Source organism: Bradyrhizobium sp. I71 (assembly GCF_022354745.1).
Taxonomy (GTDB): domain Bacteria; phylum Pseudomonadota; class Alphaproteobacteria; order Rhizobiales; family Xanthobacteraceae; genus Bradyrhizobium; species Bradyrhizobium liaoningense.
In genome coordinates this window covers 7,129,994-7,144,951 of record NZ_CP059398.1, presented here as the reverse complement: position 1 = coordinate 7,144,951, position 14,958 = coordinate 7,129,994, and the positions used below count along the sequence as shown (strand labels likewise).

Sequence of the window (14,958 nt, the reverse complement as noted above, 5' to 3'; positions counted from 1 at the left end):
GAGCCGCTGTCATCAAACTGAAACACACGCGCTCTAACCGCCTGTCAGGGTCGTCTTGCCGGAGACGTCCATCCTCCAACCGTCCCGACAGCGCGCCATGCCCTTCAAATTCATCCACCTCACCGATACGCATCTCGCGAACCCCGGGCTGAAGCTCTATGGCCTCGACCCGCGCGCCCGGCTGGACGCTGCGATCGCCGACATCAACCAGCATCAGTCCGATGCCGCCTTTGCCGTGGTGACAGGCGATCTCACCCATTGGGGCGAGGCTGAATCCTACACCAATTTCGCCGAGGCGATGGCTGCGCTGAAGATTCCCTACATCGCCATGGTCGGCAATCACGATCGCCGCGTCACCTGCCTCGATGCGCTGAAGGCCGCGCCGCGCGATTCCAACGGCTTCGTGCAGGGCACGCGCACCACCGAGCACGGCCTGTTCGTCTTCCTCGACACCTTGGACGAGACCAGCCACGCCGGCGAGATGTGCGCCAAGCGCCTCGGCTGGCTGGCGAGCACGCTGGCGGCTGCGCCCGCGGACATGCCGCTCGTCGTGTTCATGCACCATCCGCCCTTCCCGGTCGGCGTGCACGCGATGGACGAGATCGGGCTGAAGCAGAGCGCGGAATTCGCCGAGGTGATCGCGCCTTATCGCGCGCGCATCCGCCATCTCTTCTTCGGCCATGTGCACCGGCCGATCTTCGGCAGCTGGGGCAAGATCCCGTTCTCGACCCTGCGCGGCACCAACCATCAGGTCTGGTTCGAGCTCGACCAGAGCGCGCCGCACCTCGCCAGCCACGAGCCGCCGGCCTACGGCGTCGTGCTGATCGACGACGAGAACCTCGTCGTGCACAGCCACGACTTCCTCGACACCAGTCTGCGCTTCCCCTTCGAGCCGCCGGCGGGAATGGATGGCCGCGACTACGCGCTCAGTTTCCCGGCGCGGTGAGATGAGCCTCGCCGAACCCGCGACTCTCTCCGTCGCGACCTCGGCAGCGCCGCGCCTGCACATCCTCAAGCGCGTCACGAAGCGTCTCAAAGCCTCGCTGCCGGCCTATCTGCTGCTGCTGCCCTCGCTGGTCTTCCTCGCGCTGTTCACCTACGGCGCGATGGGCCGCGTGCTCATCGATGCGCTCTATCAGCGCGCCACACCGAAGGCGCCGCTGCGCTTCGCCGGTCTCGACAATATCGCGTCGGTGCTGGCGGATCCTGCCTTTACCGGCGCCGTCGTCAACAACCTGATCTACGCCGTGGGCACGGCGGTGCCGAGCATCGCCCTTGCGCTGCTGTTCGCGCTGGCGCTTGCGCGCACCCATGCCGTGAACAGCGCGCTGCGCGCCGCGCTGTTCCTGCCGGTGTTGATCCCGATGGTCGCGGCGTCCGCGCTGTTCCTGTTCATCTTCCTGCCCAATGTCGGCCTGCTCGACTACTACATCGGCCGGCTGCTGCCGGTGCTGCCGAACTGGCTCGGCGACCCCGACATCGCGCTCTATGCGATCATGATCATCACGATCTGGAAGAACGCCGGCTACTACATGCTGTTCTTCCTCGCCGGCCTCCAGGCCGTGCCCGAGGACGTGATGGAAGCCGCGCATCTCGACGGCGCGGGCCCATATCAGCGCCTGCGCCACATCATCCTGCCGGAGCTCAAGCCCACCTTCCTGTTCGTCACCGTCATCGCAATCCTCAACGCGGTGACGCAGGTCGACCACGTCTTCGTCATGACGCAGGGCGGGCCGTCCAATTCGACCAGTCTGGTGCTGTTCTACATCTACCAGCAGGCGGTGGAGCATTACGACATCGGCAAGGCCTCGGCGGCGACGCTGCTGACGCTCGCCGCGCTGATGGGCCTCACCGCGCTCTCCTTCCGGACCATGGCGAACCGCGAGGGCGGGTCATGAAGCTGTTCGACCGCCTGTTCAGGGACGCCCCGCTCGCCACAAGGGGCGAGATCACGCCGAAGCTCGGCTTCGCGCTGACGGTGCTGCTTGCGATCGTCTGGCTGATCCCGTTCCTGTGGATGGGCGTAGCGACGCTGCGCCCGGCCTCCGACGGCATCAATGCCATGGCCGAGCTGATGCCGAGCCTGAAGCCGACGCTCGACAATGTCAGGGATGCCTGGGAGATCGGCGATTTCCCGCGCTACACGCTCAACACCACGATCATCTGCACCGGCATCCTGCTGGTGCAGTTCGTCACGATCACGCTGGCGGGCTTCGCCTTCGCCCGCCTCGACTTCGCCGGCAAGACGCTGATCTTCTACCTGTTCCTGATGCAGCTGATGCTGGTGCCGGTGCTGCTGATCGTGCCGAATTTGAGCCTGGTGGCGCAGCTCGGCCTCTACGACACGCTCGCCGGCGTGATGATGCCGTTCTTCGCCTCGGCCTTCGGCACCTTCCTGATGCGGCAGGCGTTCGAGGCAATCCCGACCGAGCTGGAAGACGCCGCCCTGATCGACGGCGCCAGCCTGTTCCAGCGCATCCGCCACATCTACGTGCCGCTGTCGATGCCGAGCTTCTCCGCGTTCGCCATCATCTCCGTGACCAGCCACTGGAACGACTTCCTGTGGCCGCTGATGGTGATCAATTCGCCCGACAAGCGTCCGCTCACGGTCGGCCTCTCGGTGTTCACCAAGACCGCCGAAGGCACGCAGGCCTGGGGCACCATCGCCGCGGGCACGCTGATGGTGATCGCGCCGCTGCTCGTCACCTTCCTGATCTTTCAGAAACGCTTCATCAGCTCTTTCGTCACCTCAGGCATCAAATAGGAGATTTTCCGATGCTGTTCTCCCGCAGGCTCATGCTCGGCCTCGCCATGGTTGGCGCTCTGGCCTTTCCGGCGCTGGCCGAAGGTCCCACCGAGATCGATCTGTTCTTCCCCGTTCCCGTCGACGGCAAGCTCGCCCGCGACATGGGCACCTTGATCAAGGAGTTCAACGAGACCCATCCCGGCGTCAAGGCGACCGCCGTCTACACCGGCTCCTACGACGACACGCTGATCAAGACGCGCGCCGCGATCAAGGCCGGCAAGCCGCCGGCCGCCGTGATCATGTCGGCGAACTTCCTGCTCGACATGCAGATCGAGAACGAGCTCACCAATCTCGACAGCCTGATCGCTGCGGACGGCACCACCAAGGAAAAGTTCCTGGGCCAGTTCTTCCCGGCGCTGCAGGGCAATGCCGTGATCAACCGCTCGGTCTACGGCGTGCCGTTCCACAATTCGACGCCGCTGCTCTACATCAACGCCGACAAGGCCAAGGAGGCCGGCCTCGATCCAAACAAGCCGCCGCAGACCTGGGCCGAGCTCACCGACTGGGCCAAGAAGCTGACCAAGCGCGAAGGCGACAAGGTGACCCAATGGGGCATCGCGATCCCCTGCGCCTACGACTATTGCGGCTGGATGATGGAAACGCTCACCATGAGCAATGGCGGGCGCTACTACAACGAGGAGTTCGGCGGCGAGGTCTATTACGACACGCCCTCAATGCTCGGTGCGCTCACCTGGTGGAACGACCTTGTCTACAAGCACAAGGTCCATGCGCCCGGCGCGACGCCCGGCCCTGCCGTCAGCACCTCCTTCATCTCCGGCAATGCCGCAATGATGATGCTGTCGACGGGATCGCTGACCTATGTGCGCGACAACGCCAAGTTCAATTACAAGGTCGCCTTCATCCCGCGCAACGTCCGCAACGCCGTGCCGATCGGCGGCGCCTCGCTGATCGTTCCGGCCGGTCTCGAATTGGAGAAGCAGAAGGCCGCCTGGACGCTGATCAAGTGGATGACCTCGCCCGAGAAGAGCGCCTGGTGGAGCCGCGCCACCGGCTATTTCGCGCCCAACATGGCCGCCTACAAGACGCCCGACATGGTCGAATTCCTCAACAAGAACCCGGACGCCAAGACCGCCGTCGAGCAGCTCGACGTCGCCAAGCCCTGGTTCGCGACCTACAAGACCGTCCCTGTCCGCAAGAATCTCGAGGACGAGGTGATGCTGGTCCTGAACGGCAAGAAGCAACCGAAGGAAGCCCTCGCCGCCGCCCAGAAGGCCGCGGACGAGACGCTCAAGCCTTACAATGCTGAGACGTCGCTGAAGCTGCCGTGAGGCCGCCGACAACGGCAACAAACATCGGCGCTCCGTCATGCGGGGCGTCGAATTCGTTTGGGCCGGTCTGTCCATTAACTCCCCGTCCACCATGCGGCCCGCCCCGCCGCCGGTAACCACGAGAATTAACAGACCCTCAACGTGCTCCCGACAAATCTATCAATGTTTCTGGAGATTTCGCCGTGGATCTGTTGGTTATCGAGTTCCTGGGACTGGCTCTGGTCGCCATGTGCGTCCTCGTGGTGGCGCTGCCCTGCGCGCGAAAATCCTCGCAGCGGGTCCGCTACGAATAGGATTTTCGTCGGAAAAAGGCGCCTCCGGCCCAAAAGCAAGGCTCGAATTCGCTCAGAGCCCCTTGACATCACAGCACTTTCGGCAGAACGGCTGATATCACGTGTCATGGGCCGTTCATGGATTTGATTACCACCACCGCTGACCTCGCGGCTGCCTGCAGCCGGCTGGCCAAGCACCCCGTCATAACAGTCGATACCGAGTTCCTCCGCGAGACCACCTATTACCCGCTGCTGTGCGTGGTGCAGATGGCCAGCGCCGAGGAGGCCGTTGTCATCGACACCTTGGCCGAGGGCATCGACCTCAAGCCGTTCTTCGAGCTGATGGCCAACGAAGGCGTGCTGAAGGTTTTTCACGCCGCCCGCCAGGACATCGAGATCATCTGGCACCAAGCCAACATCATCCCGCATCCGGTGTTCGACACCCAGGTTGCCGCGATGGTGCTCGGCTACGGCGACAGCATCGCCTACGACGCGCTGGTCGAGAAGGTCGCCGGCCACCGTCCGGACAAGACCCACCGCTTCACCGACTGGTCGCGACGGCCGCTGACCAAGGAGCAGATGCATTACGCGGTGTCCGACGTCACCCATCTGCGCGACGTGTTCGCCGCGCTGGACGCCGACCTGAAGAAGCGCCGCCGCAGCGAATGGGTCTCCATCGAGATGGAGGTCCTGACCTCCCCCCGCACCTATGATTTTCATCCCGAGCGCGCCTGGGAGCGGCTGAAGACGCGGGTGCGCAAGCCCAAGGACCTCGCGGTGCTGATGGAAGTCGCGGCCTGGCGCGAGCAGGAGGCGCAGAGCCGCGACGTGCCACGCGGCCGCGTGCTGCGCGACGAGGCGATCACCGACATCGCGACCCACGCGCCGACCACGCTGGAGAAGCTCGCGCATCTGCGGTCGGTGCCGAAAGGATTCGAGAAATCCAAATGGGGCGCGGACATCGTCGCGGCGGTCGAGCGCGGGCTGGCGCGGGACTTTACCAAGCTGCCAAAGCTGGAGAAGCCGCGCAACAACTCCAACGGCGCCGCCATCGTCGAGCTGCTGAAGGTGCTGCTGCGGATGACCGCCGAGCGCCATGCGGTCGCAAGCAAGGTCATCGCGACCGTTGATGATCTCGAAGAGATCGCGGCGGACGACGAAGCGGATGTACCGGCCTTGCGCGGCTGGCGCCGCGAGCTGTTCGGCGACGCCGCGCTGAAACTGAAGCGCGGTGAGCTCGCACTGGCCATCGAGAAGGGCCGCGTGATCGGCGTGCAGCGGGGGTAGCGGTCGGCCACGCGGACCAACTGTTAGCTCGTCATCCGGAGGTGCGAAGCGTACGGTGCAGAGCACCGTACGCGAAGCCTCGAAGGATGAACGCCCGCTGATGCAGTCGGGCCGTCGCCCTTCGAGGCTCGCCGAAGAGGCGAGCACCTCAGGGTGACGGCGATGGAGTTGCGCCGGCGCCTACGCCGGCGTCAGCTTCGCCACTTCGCCCTTCATGTCATTCAGCACGCCGGAGATCGCCCCGACCAGCTCGTCGATCTGGGCCTTGGTCGTGATCAGCGGCGGACAGATGGCGATGGCATCCAGCATGTTGCGCGAGATCACGCCGCGCTCCTGGAGCATGCGGCTGGCGATGCCACCGACCGCGCCCGGCGTCGCCGCCGCGGTCTTGCGGCCCTTGTCGAGCACGAGCTCGAGGGCTGCGATCATGCCGACGCCGCGGACCTCGCCGACCAGCGGATGGCTGGCGAGCTCGCGGAGCCTGCCTTGCATGTAGCCGCCGAGTTCGGCGGCATGCGCGACCAGGCCGCGCTCCTCGATGATCTTGAGGTTCTCCAGCGCAATCGCGGAGCCGACCGGATGGCCGCCCGCGGTGAAACCGTGGCCGAGCACGCCGATCTTGTTGCTCTCGTCCGCGATCGGCTCGAACATGCGATCGTTCAGGATGATCGCCGACAGCGGGAAATAGCTCGAGGTGATCTGCTTGGAGACCACGATCGCGTCGGGCTTGATGCCATAGGTCTCGCAGCCGAACATCTTGCCGGTGCGGCCGAAGCCGCAGATCACCTCGTCGGCGACCAGCAGGATGTCGTACTTCTTCAACACCTTCTGGATCTTGTCCCAATAGGTCGCCGGCGGCACGATGACACCGCCCGCCCCCATCACCGGCTCACCGAAGAAGGCGGCGATGGTGTCAGGCCCCTCCTTCTGGATCAGCGCATCGAGCTCCTCGGCGCGGCGCGTCGCGAAATCTTCCTCGCTCTCGCCGGGGGCGCCGTCCTTGTAGAAATGCGGCGAGCCGGTGTGCAGGATGTTCGGCAGCGGCAGGTCGAACGAGCGGTGGTTGTTCGGAAGGCCGGTGAGGCTCGCGGAGGCGATGGTGACGCCGTGATAGGCACGCAGGCGGCTGATCACCTTCTTGCGCTGGGGCTGACCGAGCGCGTTGGAGCGATAGGCGATCAGCTTCAACACCGTGTCGTTCGCCTCAGAGCCGGAATTGGTGAAAAACACCTTGCTCATCGTAACAGGCGCGAGCGCGACCAGCTTCTCGGCGAGGTCGATCGATGGCCCGTGCGATTTGGCGGAGAAGGTATGGTAGAACGGCAGCGCCTGCATCTGCTTGTGCGCCGCCTCGACCAGCCGCTTCTCGTTGAAGCCGAGCCCGACGCTCCACAGGCCTGCCATCGCTTCGAAATAGCGCTTGCCCGTCGCGTCGAAGACATAAGGCCCCTCGCCGCGTTCGATCACGAGGGGGCCGGCCTGCTGATGCGTGCGCGCGTTGGTGTATGGATGGAGCTGATAGGCCACATCCCGGGCCTCTTGCGAATTGGGCAGCATGGACATTTGCGAAGATCCTTGAAAGCGTCACGTCGCAGGCAGAGCCGGCGTCATCACTTGATGGCAAGTACCTTGGCTATTGCGACAGCGCAAAACATGCAACGCCAATTCGTCGGCAGCAAACGCTCAACAGCGATGCACAAAGCCGCATGTCACAAATCCGCACATGACAGGACCGCACATCACAGAGCCGCACGGTGGCAGCTCTCACGCCGCGCCGTCGTCGCCATCGTCGTCGGCGGCGGCACTGGCTTCCCGCACCTCCACCAGCGCCATCGAGAGCAAGTAGAGGGTCGTGGGCAGACCAAGCCTGCGCGCCCTCTCGGCGGCACGCGACAGATCGCTCGCCAGCTCCTTGAGCTCCTTCCCCCGTGACAATCTCTCACCCCATCCGCCGGTTGCGGACGCCTACACCGCAACGGCGCCGCTGGTTCTGATCAGTTCGGCGCTGGACTGCATTGTAGCAAAATTTCCGATGACATTCACTACCGCATACCTGTAGGTGGCGGCATCGTCCGTGCCCGGCTGCCGGCAAGCCGCGGCGTCAGTGACCACCTGGTAGCGATGGCTGCGATGAAACCCGTCGACGGCGGTGGCCAGGATAGTCTCGTCCAGGGAAAAGCCGATCAGAATGCAGCGCGTGGTGCGGATACTGGACATGTAGTCTACAAACCGCGACGAGCTGTAGGCGGACGGCAGCGGGTGCTCGAACGTCATCTCCCCCGGCCGCGGCTTGGTTTCCGCGATCCAATCGGTCAGCCCGGATGCCGGATTGAACCAGGCCGCCTGCGCGATGCGCTTCAGATGCATGACCGGCCACAAATTGCTGCGCCACAGCGTGAGGAGTTCCAGACAACGCGCCGTCACCGCATCGCCGTCGAGGACGACATGGCGACGGCCGGGGGTCAGATATTCGACCTGAAGATCCGCACAGACCAGTATGGGCGGATCATCATACATGGAAGCCAGCATCTCGTTGCGCGCAGCTGCACCAGTTTCAACGGTCGGCAAATGCGAGGTCTCGCAGCGGTGAGGTCACCGCCCGCCCCGCCGAGGCATCAAGCACGCCAGGCCGGTCCCAATCGCCCTCGGGACGGATGATCACATAGGGATCGCTGTCCAGCGTGATGGCGTCCGGGCCCGGCTCGATCTCCAGCAACATTTCTGTGTAGGAGAAATCCGAGAACGTGATCTTGCGATTGTGGCCGAGCGGCTTGGCGCCGAAATGTGCCCAGAAATCGACCAGCCGGTCCTGCGCCTGGCCGTAGATCTTGCGAAAGCCCTTGCGCTTCACATAATCGACGCTGGCCTGCACCAGCTTGAACGAGACGCGCGAGCGCCGATATTGGTGACGCACCGCGAGCCGCTCCACCTTGGCGAAATCGCCGAAGAACCGCACCCGCAGGCAGCCCGCAGGCTCGTTGCCGACGAAGCCGATGAAATGCGCGGCAACCATGTCATTGCCGTCGAACTCCTCCTCGAACGGACAATCCTGCTCGGCGAGATAGACCGCCGAGCGGATGGCAGTCACCAGCATGAGATCGTTCGGATCGCGCGCGAGACGGATGGTGATGGCGCGGGAACAAGGCTTGGCGAGAGGAATCCTAGTACCGTGCATCTGCAAAGCTCCTTGATTGGATGATCGCGCCTGGCATGCGCATCGGCTGCCGATGCCAGGGACGCTCGTAGCACCAAAGGTCGGGTTGGAAGCTCGGGACAGGCGCAAAGCCCGTCGCCTTCATGATGTCGCGTCCGGCCACCGTTGACGGCTGCGCATAGCAATCCGCGCCGCGAAACCTTATCTGCCGCAGATGAGCCGCGGCCTTGCCGAGACCGGCGATGCCGCGACCCGTCGCCGCGATCGCCCAGATGTAGATGGCTGCGACGTCTTCGTCCGCCGACGCGAGATGGTGCGTCTCGGGCGCGGTGAGGCAGATCTCGTCGAGCAGCAGCGCATCGTGTCCGCGATCGTTGAGAAACAGGAAGGCCATGCCGCCGACGAGGCTGCCCTTCCGGCTGAACGTCAGGATACTCTGAGGATCGAACGTGAAGTACCTCGCAAGCTCCGCTGCGCCGATCTGCACGCCCGGCACCAGCCGCTGCGCCATATCCGAAAGCGCCGCGATTTCGGAGAATTGCGCGCAGCGCACGTCGACATCCGGGCTCAGCGGCAAGGCGTCGAAATCGTGCCTTGCGGCAAACGGGCCCCTTTCCATACTCATATCACGCCTCTATCGTTCGAGGCTTTCGTGCCCCGCTATGACGATGAGCTTAGCGGTTGGGGATCAGGAGTATGCAGCAGTTATTGCACCGGGGTGCTGCGATGATGCAGCACCGTGAAGAAGCCCTGGACGCGTCCTGGGACGATTTAAAGCTGTTTTTAGCTTGCGCAAAGTATAAAAGTTTCCGCAATGCGGCCGAAGAGCTCGGGCTCACCTCCACGACCCTGATGCGCCGCGTAGATCGGCTCGAAGAGAGGATCGGGTGCAAGCTGTTCCTGCGCGACCAGAGCGGACTCACGCTCAGCGATGAAGGCACCGCAATGATCGCCGACGTTGCGCATATGGAGCGACATGCCTTCAACATCTTCCGCCGCGCCTCGCGATCGTCGAACGACACCTCGGGCACCGTGCGCGTCGCGGTGACGGAAGGCCCCGGGAATTTCTGGATCCTGCCGCGACTGATCGACTTCCAGAAGACCTACCGCAAGATCACGGTCGACCTGCGCTGCGCGATGGAGCAGGCCGACGTCGCGCGGCTCGAATCCGATATCGCGATCCAGCTCGAGCCGCCGACCAATCCCGATCTGATCGTCGCCAAGCTCGGCCGTCTCCACATCTATCCCTTCGTCTCCAAGGAGTACGAGACTCTCTACGGCGTGCCGACAACGCTCGCCGAATTGAAGAACCACCGCATCATCAAGCAGAGCGCGCCGCAGGTCGACGACGGCGCCTATGCCCGTGTGCTCGGGCTGAACTCGCTCGAGGGCATCGTCGGGATCAAGACCAATTCGTCGGTCGGCGTGCTCTATGCCGTCGAACGCGGCGCCGGCATCGGCTTCCTGCCGACGGTGTCGATCGCGCTCGGTGCGTCGCTCGTTGCCGTCGATCTCGGCGTCAGCCACCACGCCGATCTCTGGCTCACCTATCACAGGGAGTTCCGCACCTCCGAGCGTCACAAGGTTGTGGTCGACTGGCTGAAGAAGATCTTCGACGCCAGGACCTATCCCTGCTTCCGCGACGAGTTCATTCATCCGAATGCGCTGGTGCCGATGATGACGGCCGCGCGCGAGGGGTTTGGATTGGCGGGCTATGTCGCGGCAACGCCGACCTGAGCGCGGACGAGCTTCAGCTCACCATTTGTATTCGAAGCCGACGGTACCCTGGTGCAAGGTGAGCTCGTTGCGAAACTTGCCGTCGTAGTTGACGTAAAGCCGTGCCACGTTGGTCAGGCTGAGCGAAGCCGAGGCACCGGCGTCCGCGCCGTAGCGGCTCTCGCCGATGCCGGGGACCACGATGCTCTGGGCGCCCAGGCTGACCTGAATCGATCCCAGGTCCTGGTGGAAATTGTCGACGAGCTTGCCGCAGGCCGAGAGGTCCAGAATCTTCTGGTCGAAGATGAAGTAGCGGCCGATCTCGGCGCCGATCATCATGCGTGCGCGGGAGAGCGCCGTCGAGCCGACGCTGAGCGGATCGAGACCGCCGGATTCCTGGAACGCGGCACTGGTGGCGCGCACATATTCGAGCGCGCCCTTGGGCACGATGCGCATCTGGTCCCTGGTCCAGTAATAGCTGATCTCGGTCAGCGCGCCGTCGACCGCGGCGTGATAGCCGGCGGTCGCAAGGCCAAGACCTGTGTCGCGGCTGGACCGGACCTTGCCGAAACCGTGCACCACGGCAAAGGCCCAGGTCCATGGACCCTTGTCGACCGAACCATTGAAGCCAAGCTGGGTCAGGTCGAGCGTGGCCGACTGGAGCGCGAGCGGCACGTCGATGTCGGTGTGGCTCTGGTCGATGGAGAAGCCGATGTTGACACCGGGCGCGAGCCGCGCGCCGAGGCCGGCGACGCCGCCAAACGTCCTGCGCTTGTCGCCGACGAAATCGCCCTGCGCCTCAGTGCGGACCGAGATCCCGTAGCCCTCGAACCAGGTACGGTAGCGCGGATCTTCCGTGCTTGCGGAAGCACCGCCGCCGCCGGAATTGGTCCGGAACGATCGGTCGAAACCATTGGCGGCCTGGTTGCCCAGCCGCTCCAGAAATCCCGAGCCGAAATTGAGCATGCTGTTGCCGGCCGACTGATCGTAATTAATCGCGGTCGGCATCGGGACCGGGGTCGGCGACGGTGTGGGCGTCGGGGTGGGTGTCGGGGTCGGAGTGGGCGTCGGACTTTGCGCGAGGACGGATGTCGCGGCCGACATCGTTACGACGAGCGCAAGCGCGATGGCTGCAAACGTGTTGGCGACCGCTGCCGCGATCCGGCGGACGCGGTCCAGCCCGATCGTCTGCCGTGTCCCGGACGGCTGCGAGGTGCAGCGCATGACGACTAAATCCCAAAGCAAAGGGCGGCCCGCAAAAATGCAACACGAGCGGCTCGCGCCGTGTCGCGATTTGTGCCGAACTGCAACGGAGGGTCAACCGGTTGGCCCGCTGTCCCCGAGGCTATTGCCCTCGATTGTGGTTCCGCGGCCACAGGTCGCAAATAGCAGACGATGGTACCAACCGCGGTCTTGAAATTCGCGCTCTGCTTGCTAACGTGCGATTTTCATGTTGCAATATCGGACACAATCGGAATTGGCAGCTCTGCTGTGCGTTTCGCGACATTGAGACTCAAGACTCGAACAGGCTTCCGGAAAACCCGTTTGTGGCGTGGCACGCGAAAAGCGGCCGCGTCTTTTTTTATCTAGTGGAGGAGACTAGCGATGCCGCAAAAGGGCACCGTCAAATGGTTCAACCCGACCAAGGGTTATGGGTTCATCAAGCCGAACGGCAGCGACAAGGACGTGTTCGTCCATATCTCCGCCGTCGAGCGTGCCGGACTCTCCACCCTCAACGAGAACCAGGCGGTTGAATTCGACCTCGTGGAGAACCGCGGCAAGACATCCGCGGAGAACCTCAAGGTCTCCTGATTTCTCTCGCGTTCGACAAGCGAGAGATCATGACGTTGCCCCCGGCTCTGCCGGGGGATTTTGTTATGCGGCAGGCGCAGCGAGATGTCGCTTCAGCTCACCACCGGCGACACCAGAAAATTCTCCGACGCCGCGCTTCCGTCCGTCCTGCAGACATCGCCCTCGATCCGGACCTTGCCGGTCGCGAGCAGCCGCAGAGCTTCGGGATAGATGCGGTGCTCGACTTCGAGGATGCGCTCTGACAGCGTATCCCCCGTGTCGTGGTCGCTGACGGGCACCGCGCCCTGCATCACGATCGGGCCGGCGTCGGTCTCGGGGATGACGAAATGCACCGTCGCGCCCGACAGCTTGACGCCGGCGCGCAAGGCCTGGCCGTGCGGATCGAGGCCGGGGAAGGATGGCAGCAGCGAGGGGTGGATGTTGAGCATCCGCCCGTACCAGGCCCTGGTGAATTCCGCCGTGAACAGGCGCATAAAGCCGCCCAGACAGATCAGCTCGATGCCGTGCCGATCGAGCGCTGCCTGCAGCACCTTCTCGAAGCCGGCGCGATCCTTGCCGAACGGCTTGCTCTCGATCACCAGCGTGTTGACGCCGCTCGCCCTCGCCTTTTCCAGTCCGAGCGCACCGGGCTTGTTCGAGACGACGAGCGAGATCTCCGCCGGAAAATCCGGCGTGCTGGCTGCCCTGATCAGCGCGGCCATGTTGGAGCCGCGGCCGGAGATCAGGATGGCGACGCGGCGCTTCATCACAGCGCCAGATCGAGGTGGCCGTTGTAGACGACGCGGTGCTCGCCTTCGGCCGGGATCACGGTGCCGAGCTGCGCCACGGTCTCGCCGGCGTCGGTGAAGACCTCGACGACCTCATCGACCTTGTCGGGCTCGACGATCGCGATCATGCCGATGCCGCAATTGAAGGTGCGGAGCATCTCCAGCTCGGCGATGCCGGCCTGCGCCGCCAGCCATTTGAACACCGGCAGCACCGGCAGGCGTGCCAGATCGATGCCGACGCCCAGATCCTTCGGCAGCACGCGCGGGATGTTGTCGGTGAAGCCGCCGCCGGTGATGTGGGCGAGCCCCTTCACCGCGCCGGTCTCGCGGATCGCGCGCAAGCAGGATTTGACGTAGAGCCGCGTCGGCGTCAGCAGCGCGCCGCCGAGCGTCATCACGGGCGCGAACGGCGCCTGCGCCGCGAAGCCGAGACCGGATTGTTCCACGATCTTGCGCACCAGCGAGAAGCCGTTGGAATGGACGCCTGACGAAGCAAGACCGATCACGGCGTCGCCAGCGGCGATGTCCTTGCGCGGCAGCAGCGTACCGCGCTCCGCAGCGCCGACGGCAAAGCCGCCGAGGTCATAATCGCCGTCCTTGTAGAGGCCGGGCATCTCGGCGGTCTCGCCGCCGATCAGGGCGCAGCCGGATTCGCGGCACCCCTCCGCAACGCCCGCGACGATCGCGGCGGTGGCCTCGGGATCAAGCTTGCCGCAGGCGAAATAGTCCAGGAAAAACAGCGGCTCGGCGCCCTGCACCACGAGGTCGTTGACGCTCATGGCAACGAGATCGATGCCGATGCCACCATGCAGCCCGGTCTCGATCGCGATCTTGACCTTGGTGCCGACACCGTCGGTCGCGGCCACGAGGACCGGGTCCTTGAAGCCGGCCGCCTTGAGGTCGAACAGGCCGCCGAAGCCGCCGATCTCGGCGTCGGCGCCCGGCCGTGCGGTGGCGCGCACCATCGGCTTGATCAGGTCGACCAGGCGGTTGCCCGCGTCGATATCGACGCCTGAATCGGCGTAAGTGAGGCCGTTTTTGCGGTCGGTCATGCCCGATTTCCAGTGGGTTTGCGGCTGGTTACGTCGAATTCCGGGGACACGCAATGGCTCGCATGGCGCTCCTGCCTATACTATGTAGATATCAACCGGTTCAGCCTCCCGCGGGGGCCGGATTCGAGGTCAGACCGGGTGCCGGGAAGCGCTTTCGTGAGTATTCCGAACATCATTACCCTGGGCCGCATCATGCTGGTCCCGATCATCGTCTGGGCCATCGTGTCGAGCCAAATGGAGGTGGCGTTCGCCGCCTTCCTGATCGCCGGCATCAGCGATGCCGTGGACGGCTTTTTGGCCAAGCGCTTCAACATGACGAGCGAGCTCGGCGCCTTGCTCGATCCGCTCGCGGACAAGGCACTGCTGGTCTCGATCTACATGGCGCTCGGCATCTGGGGCGCGATCCCGCGCTGGATCGTGATCCTGGTGGTCTCGCGCGACATCATGATCGTCGCCGCCGTGATCGTATCCTGGCTGTTCGACCGGCCGGTCGAAATGAAGCCATCGATGGTGTCCAAGCTCAACACCGTGGCACAGGTGGCGTTCGCGGCGCTGGTGCTGGCGGCGCTTGCCTTCGGCTTCAAGCCGGCACCTTATGATATCATCCTGATGGGTCTCGTCACGATCTTCACGCTCTCCTCCGTGTCGCTCTATCTCGTCGAGTGGCTGCGGCACATGAGCACGATCGAGGCCAAATGAGCCGGGATGCGGCCCCGCAAAAGGCCAAGTCTCGCAAGATCAAGTCTCGCAAGATCAAGTCCCGCACGATCAAGTCGAACCTCTTCAAACGGGCCGGCGCGCCG

General features: G+C 64.2%; 16 protein-coding genes. 8 read left to right on the top strand and 8 right to left on the bottom strand.

Features of this window, described 5'->3' with window-relative positions; all coding sequences use genetic code 11:
• Nucleotides 1-97 precede the first annotated feature (97 nt).
• The 5 genes from FJV43_RS33875 to rnd all read left to right on the top strand — a co-directional run bounded on the left by FJV43_RS33875 (nucleotide 98) and on the right by rnd (nucleotide 5,654).
• Nucleotides 98-946 carry a phosphodiesterase gene (locus tag FJV43_RS33875; RefSeq protein ID WP_239623284.1) on the top strand — a complete coding sequence of 283 codons (849 nt, stop codon included), beginning with the start codon at nucleotides 98-100 and terminating at the stop codon, nucleotides 944-946.
• Between the two features lies 1 nt (nucleotide 947).
• The gene (locus FJV43_RS33870; protein WP_239623283.1) at nucleotides 948-1,898 is read left to right on the top strand and encodes a sugar ABC transporter permease; all 951 of its coding nucleotides are present in this window, start codon (nucleotides 948-950) and stop codon (nucleotides 1,896-1,898) included.
• Nucleotides 1,895-2,764 (top strand): carbohydrate ABC transporter permease, encoded by an 870-nt coding sequence (locus FJV43_RS33865; RefSeq protein ID WP_239623282.1) that lies wholly within the window; start codon nucleotides 1,895-1,897, stop codon nucleotides 2,762-2,764. Before FJV43_RS33870 ends, FJV43_RS33865 begins: the two co-directional genes overlap by 4 nt.
• A gap of 11 nt (nucleotides 2,765-2,775) precedes the next feature.
• The gene (locus FJV43_RS33860; protein WP_239623281.1) at nucleotides 2,776-4,095 is read left to right on the top strand and encodes an ABC transporter substrate-binding protein; all 1,320 of its coding nucleotides are present in this window, start codon (nucleotides 2,776-2,778) and stop codon (nucleotides 4,093-4,095) included.
• Between the two features lie 410 nt (nucleotides 4,096-4,505).
• Complete coding sequence (gene rnd, locus FJV43_RS33855; protein WP_239623280.1) at nucleotides 4,506-5,654, top strand: ribonuclease D; 1,149 nt, start codon at nucleotides 4,506-4,508, stop codon at nucleotides 5,652-5,654.
• 180 nt (nucleotides 5,655-5,834) lie between these two features.
• On the opposite strand, the gene FJV43_RS33850 is transcribed toward rnd, so the two are convergent.
• From FJV43_RS33850 to FJV43_RS33830, 5 genes are all read right to left on the bottom strand, one after another.
• Nucleotides 5,835-7,217, bottom strand: coding sequence for an aspartate aminotransferase family protein (locus tag FJV43_RS33850; RefSeq protein ID WP_239623279.1), 1,383 nt, complete (start codon nucleotides 7,215-7,217; stop codon nucleotides 5,835-5,837).
• 201 nt (nucleotides 7,218-7,418) lie between these two features.
• Nucleotides 7,419-7,589, bottom strand: a complete 171-nt coding sequence (locus FJV43_RS33845) for a hypothetical protein (protein ID WP_239623278.1) — start codon at nucleotides 7,587-7,589, stop codon at nucleotides 7,419-7,421.
• Nucleotides 7,590-7,619: 30 nt separating this feature from the next.
• A complete protein-coding gene (locus FJV43_RS33840) occupies nucleotides 7,620-8,183 on the bottom strand; it encodes an isochorismatase family protein (RefSeq protein WP_239629737.1) in 564 nt (187 codons plus the stop codon).
• A 25-nt stretch (nucleotides 8,184-8,208) separates the two neighbouring features.
• On the bottom strand, nucleotides 8,209-8,829 hold the full coding sequence (locus FJV43_RS33835) for a GNAT family N-acetyltransferase (protein WP_124158925.1): 621 nt from the start codon (nucleotides 8,827-8,829) through the stop codon (nucleotides 8,209-8,211).
• Nucleotides 8,816-9,433, bottom strand: a complete 618-nt coding sequence (locus FJV43_RS33830) for a hypothetical protein (protein WP_239623277.1) — start codon at nucleotides 9,431-9,433, stop codon at nucleotides 8,816-8,818. The genes FJV43_RS33835 and FJV43_RS33830 overlap by 14 nt, the downstream gene beginning before the upstream one ends.
• Before the next feature lie 71 nt (nucleotides 9,434-9,504).
• On the opposite strand from FJV43_RS33830, the gene FJV43_RS33825 reads away from it, so the two are divergent.
• Nucleotides 9,505-10,545 carry a LysR family transcriptional regulator gene (locus FJV43_RS33825; RefSeq protein ID WP_194387676.1) on the top strand — a complete coding sequence of 347 codons (1,041 nt, stop codon included), beginning with the start codon at nucleotides 9,505-9,507 and terminating at the stop codon, nucleotides 10,543-10,545.
• A gap of 18 nt (nucleotides 10,546-10,563) precedes the next feature.
• Here FJV43_RS33825 and FJV43_RS33820 read toward each other — a convergent pair whose 3' ends face one another.
• Nucleotides 10,564-11,748, bottom strand: a complete 1,185-nt coding sequence (locus tag FJV43_RS33820; protein ID WP_239623276.1) for an autotransporter outer membrane beta-barrel domain-containing protein — start codon at nucleotides 11,746-11,748, stop codon at nucleotides 10,564-10,566.
• Between the two features lie 381 nt (nucleotides 11,749-12,129).
• Between FJV43_RS33820 and FJV43_RS33815 the strand changes: the two genes are divergently transcribed.
• Nucleotides 12,130-12,336, top strand: a complete 207-nt coding sequence (locus tag FJV43_RS33815) for a cold-shock protein (RefSeq protein WP_028180514.1) — start codon at nucleotides 12,130-12,132, stop codon at nucleotides 12,334-12,336.
• 92 nt (nucleotides 12,337-12,428) lie between these two features.
• On the opposite strand, the gene purN is transcribed toward FJV43_RS33815, so the two are convergent.
• Entirely contained in the window at nucleotides 12,429-13,082 is a 654-nt protein-coding gene (gene purN, locus FJV43_RS33810) for a phosphoribosylglycinamide formyltransferase (protein WP_239623275.1), read from the bottom strand.
• On the bottom strand, nucleotides 13,082-14,155 hold the full coding sequence (gene purM / locus FJV43_RS33805; RefSeq protein WP_239623274.1) for a phosphoribosylformylglycinamidine cyclo-ligase: 1,074 nt from the start codon (nucleotides 14,153-14,155) through the stop codon (nucleotides 13,082-13,084). Before purM ends, purN begins: the two co-directional genes overlap by 1 nt.
• 156 nt (nucleotides 14,156-14,311) lie before the next feature.
• Between purM and FJV43_RS33800 the strand changes: the two genes are divergently transcribed.
• A complete protein-coding gene (locus tag FJV43_RS33800) occupies nucleotides 14,312-14,854 on the top strand; it encodes a CDP-alcohol phosphatidyltransferase family protein (RefSeq protein ID WP_239623273.1) in 543 nt (180 codons plus the stop codon).
• Nucleotides 14,855-14,958 lie beyond the last annotated feature (104 nt).

What these genes read in the sequence shown, in the direction of transcription:
- FJV43_RS33875 (WP_239623284.1), top strand. Translation starts at nt 98, where the DNA reads ATGCCCTTCAAATTCATCCACCTCACCGATACGCATCTCGCGAACCCC.
- FJV43_RS33870 (WP_239623283.1), top strand. Translation starts at nt 948, where the DNA reads ATGAGCCTCGCCGAACCCGCGACTCTCTCCGTCGCGACCTCGGCAGCG.
- FJV43_RS33865 (WP_239623282.1), top strand. Translation starts at nt 1,895, where the DNA reads ATGAAGCTGTTCGACCGCCTGTTCAGGGACGCCCCGCTCGCCACAAGG.
- FJV43_RS33860 (WP_239623281.1), top strand. Translation starts at nt 2,776, where the DNA reads ATGCTGTTCTCCCGCAGGCTCATGCTCGGCCTCGCCATGGTTGGCGCT.
- rnd (WP_239623280.1), top strand. Translation starts at nt 4,506, where the DNA reads ATGGATTTGATTACCACCACCGCTGACCTCGCGGCTGCCTGCAGCCGG.
- FJV43_RS33850 (WP_239623279.1), bottom strand. Translation starts at nt 7,217, where the DNA reads ATGTCCATGCTGCCCAATTCGCAAGAGGCCCGGGATGTGGCCTATCAG.
- FJV43_RS33840 (WP_239629737.1), bottom strand. Translation starts at nt 8,183, where the DNA reads ATGCTGGCTTCCATGTATGATGATCCGCCCATACTGGTCTGTGCGGAT.
- FJV43_RS33835 (WP_124158925.1), bottom strand. Translation starts at nt 8,829, where the DNA reads ATGCACGGTACTAGGATTCCTCTCGCCAAGCCTTGTTCCCGCGCCATC.
- FJV43_RS33830 (WP_239623277.1), bottom strand. Translation starts at nt 9,433, where the DNA reads ATGAGTATGGAAAGGGGCCCGTTTGCCGCAAGGCACGATTTCGACGCC.
- FJV43_RS33825 (WP_194387676.1), top strand. Translation starts at nt 9,505, where the DNA reads ATGCAGCAGTTATTGCACCGGGGTGCTGCGATGATGCAGCACCGTGAA.
- FJV43_RS33820 (WP_239623276.1), bottom strand. Translation starts at nt 11,748, where the DNA reads ATGCGCTGCACCTCGCAGCCGTCCGGGACACGGCAGACGATCGGGCTG.
- FJV43_RS33815 (WP_028180514.1), top strand. Translation starts at nt 12,130, where the DNA reads ATGCCGCAAAAGGGCACCGTCAAATGGTTCAACCCGACCAAGGGTTAT.
- purN (WP_239623275.1), bottom strand. Translation starts at nt 13,082, where the DNA reads ATGAAGCGCCGCGTCGCCATCCTGATCTCCGGCCGCGGCTCCAACATG.
- purM (WP_239623274.1), bottom strand. Translation starts at nt 14,155, where the DNA reads ATGACCGACCGCAAAAACGGCCTCACTTACGCCGATTCAGGCGTCGAT.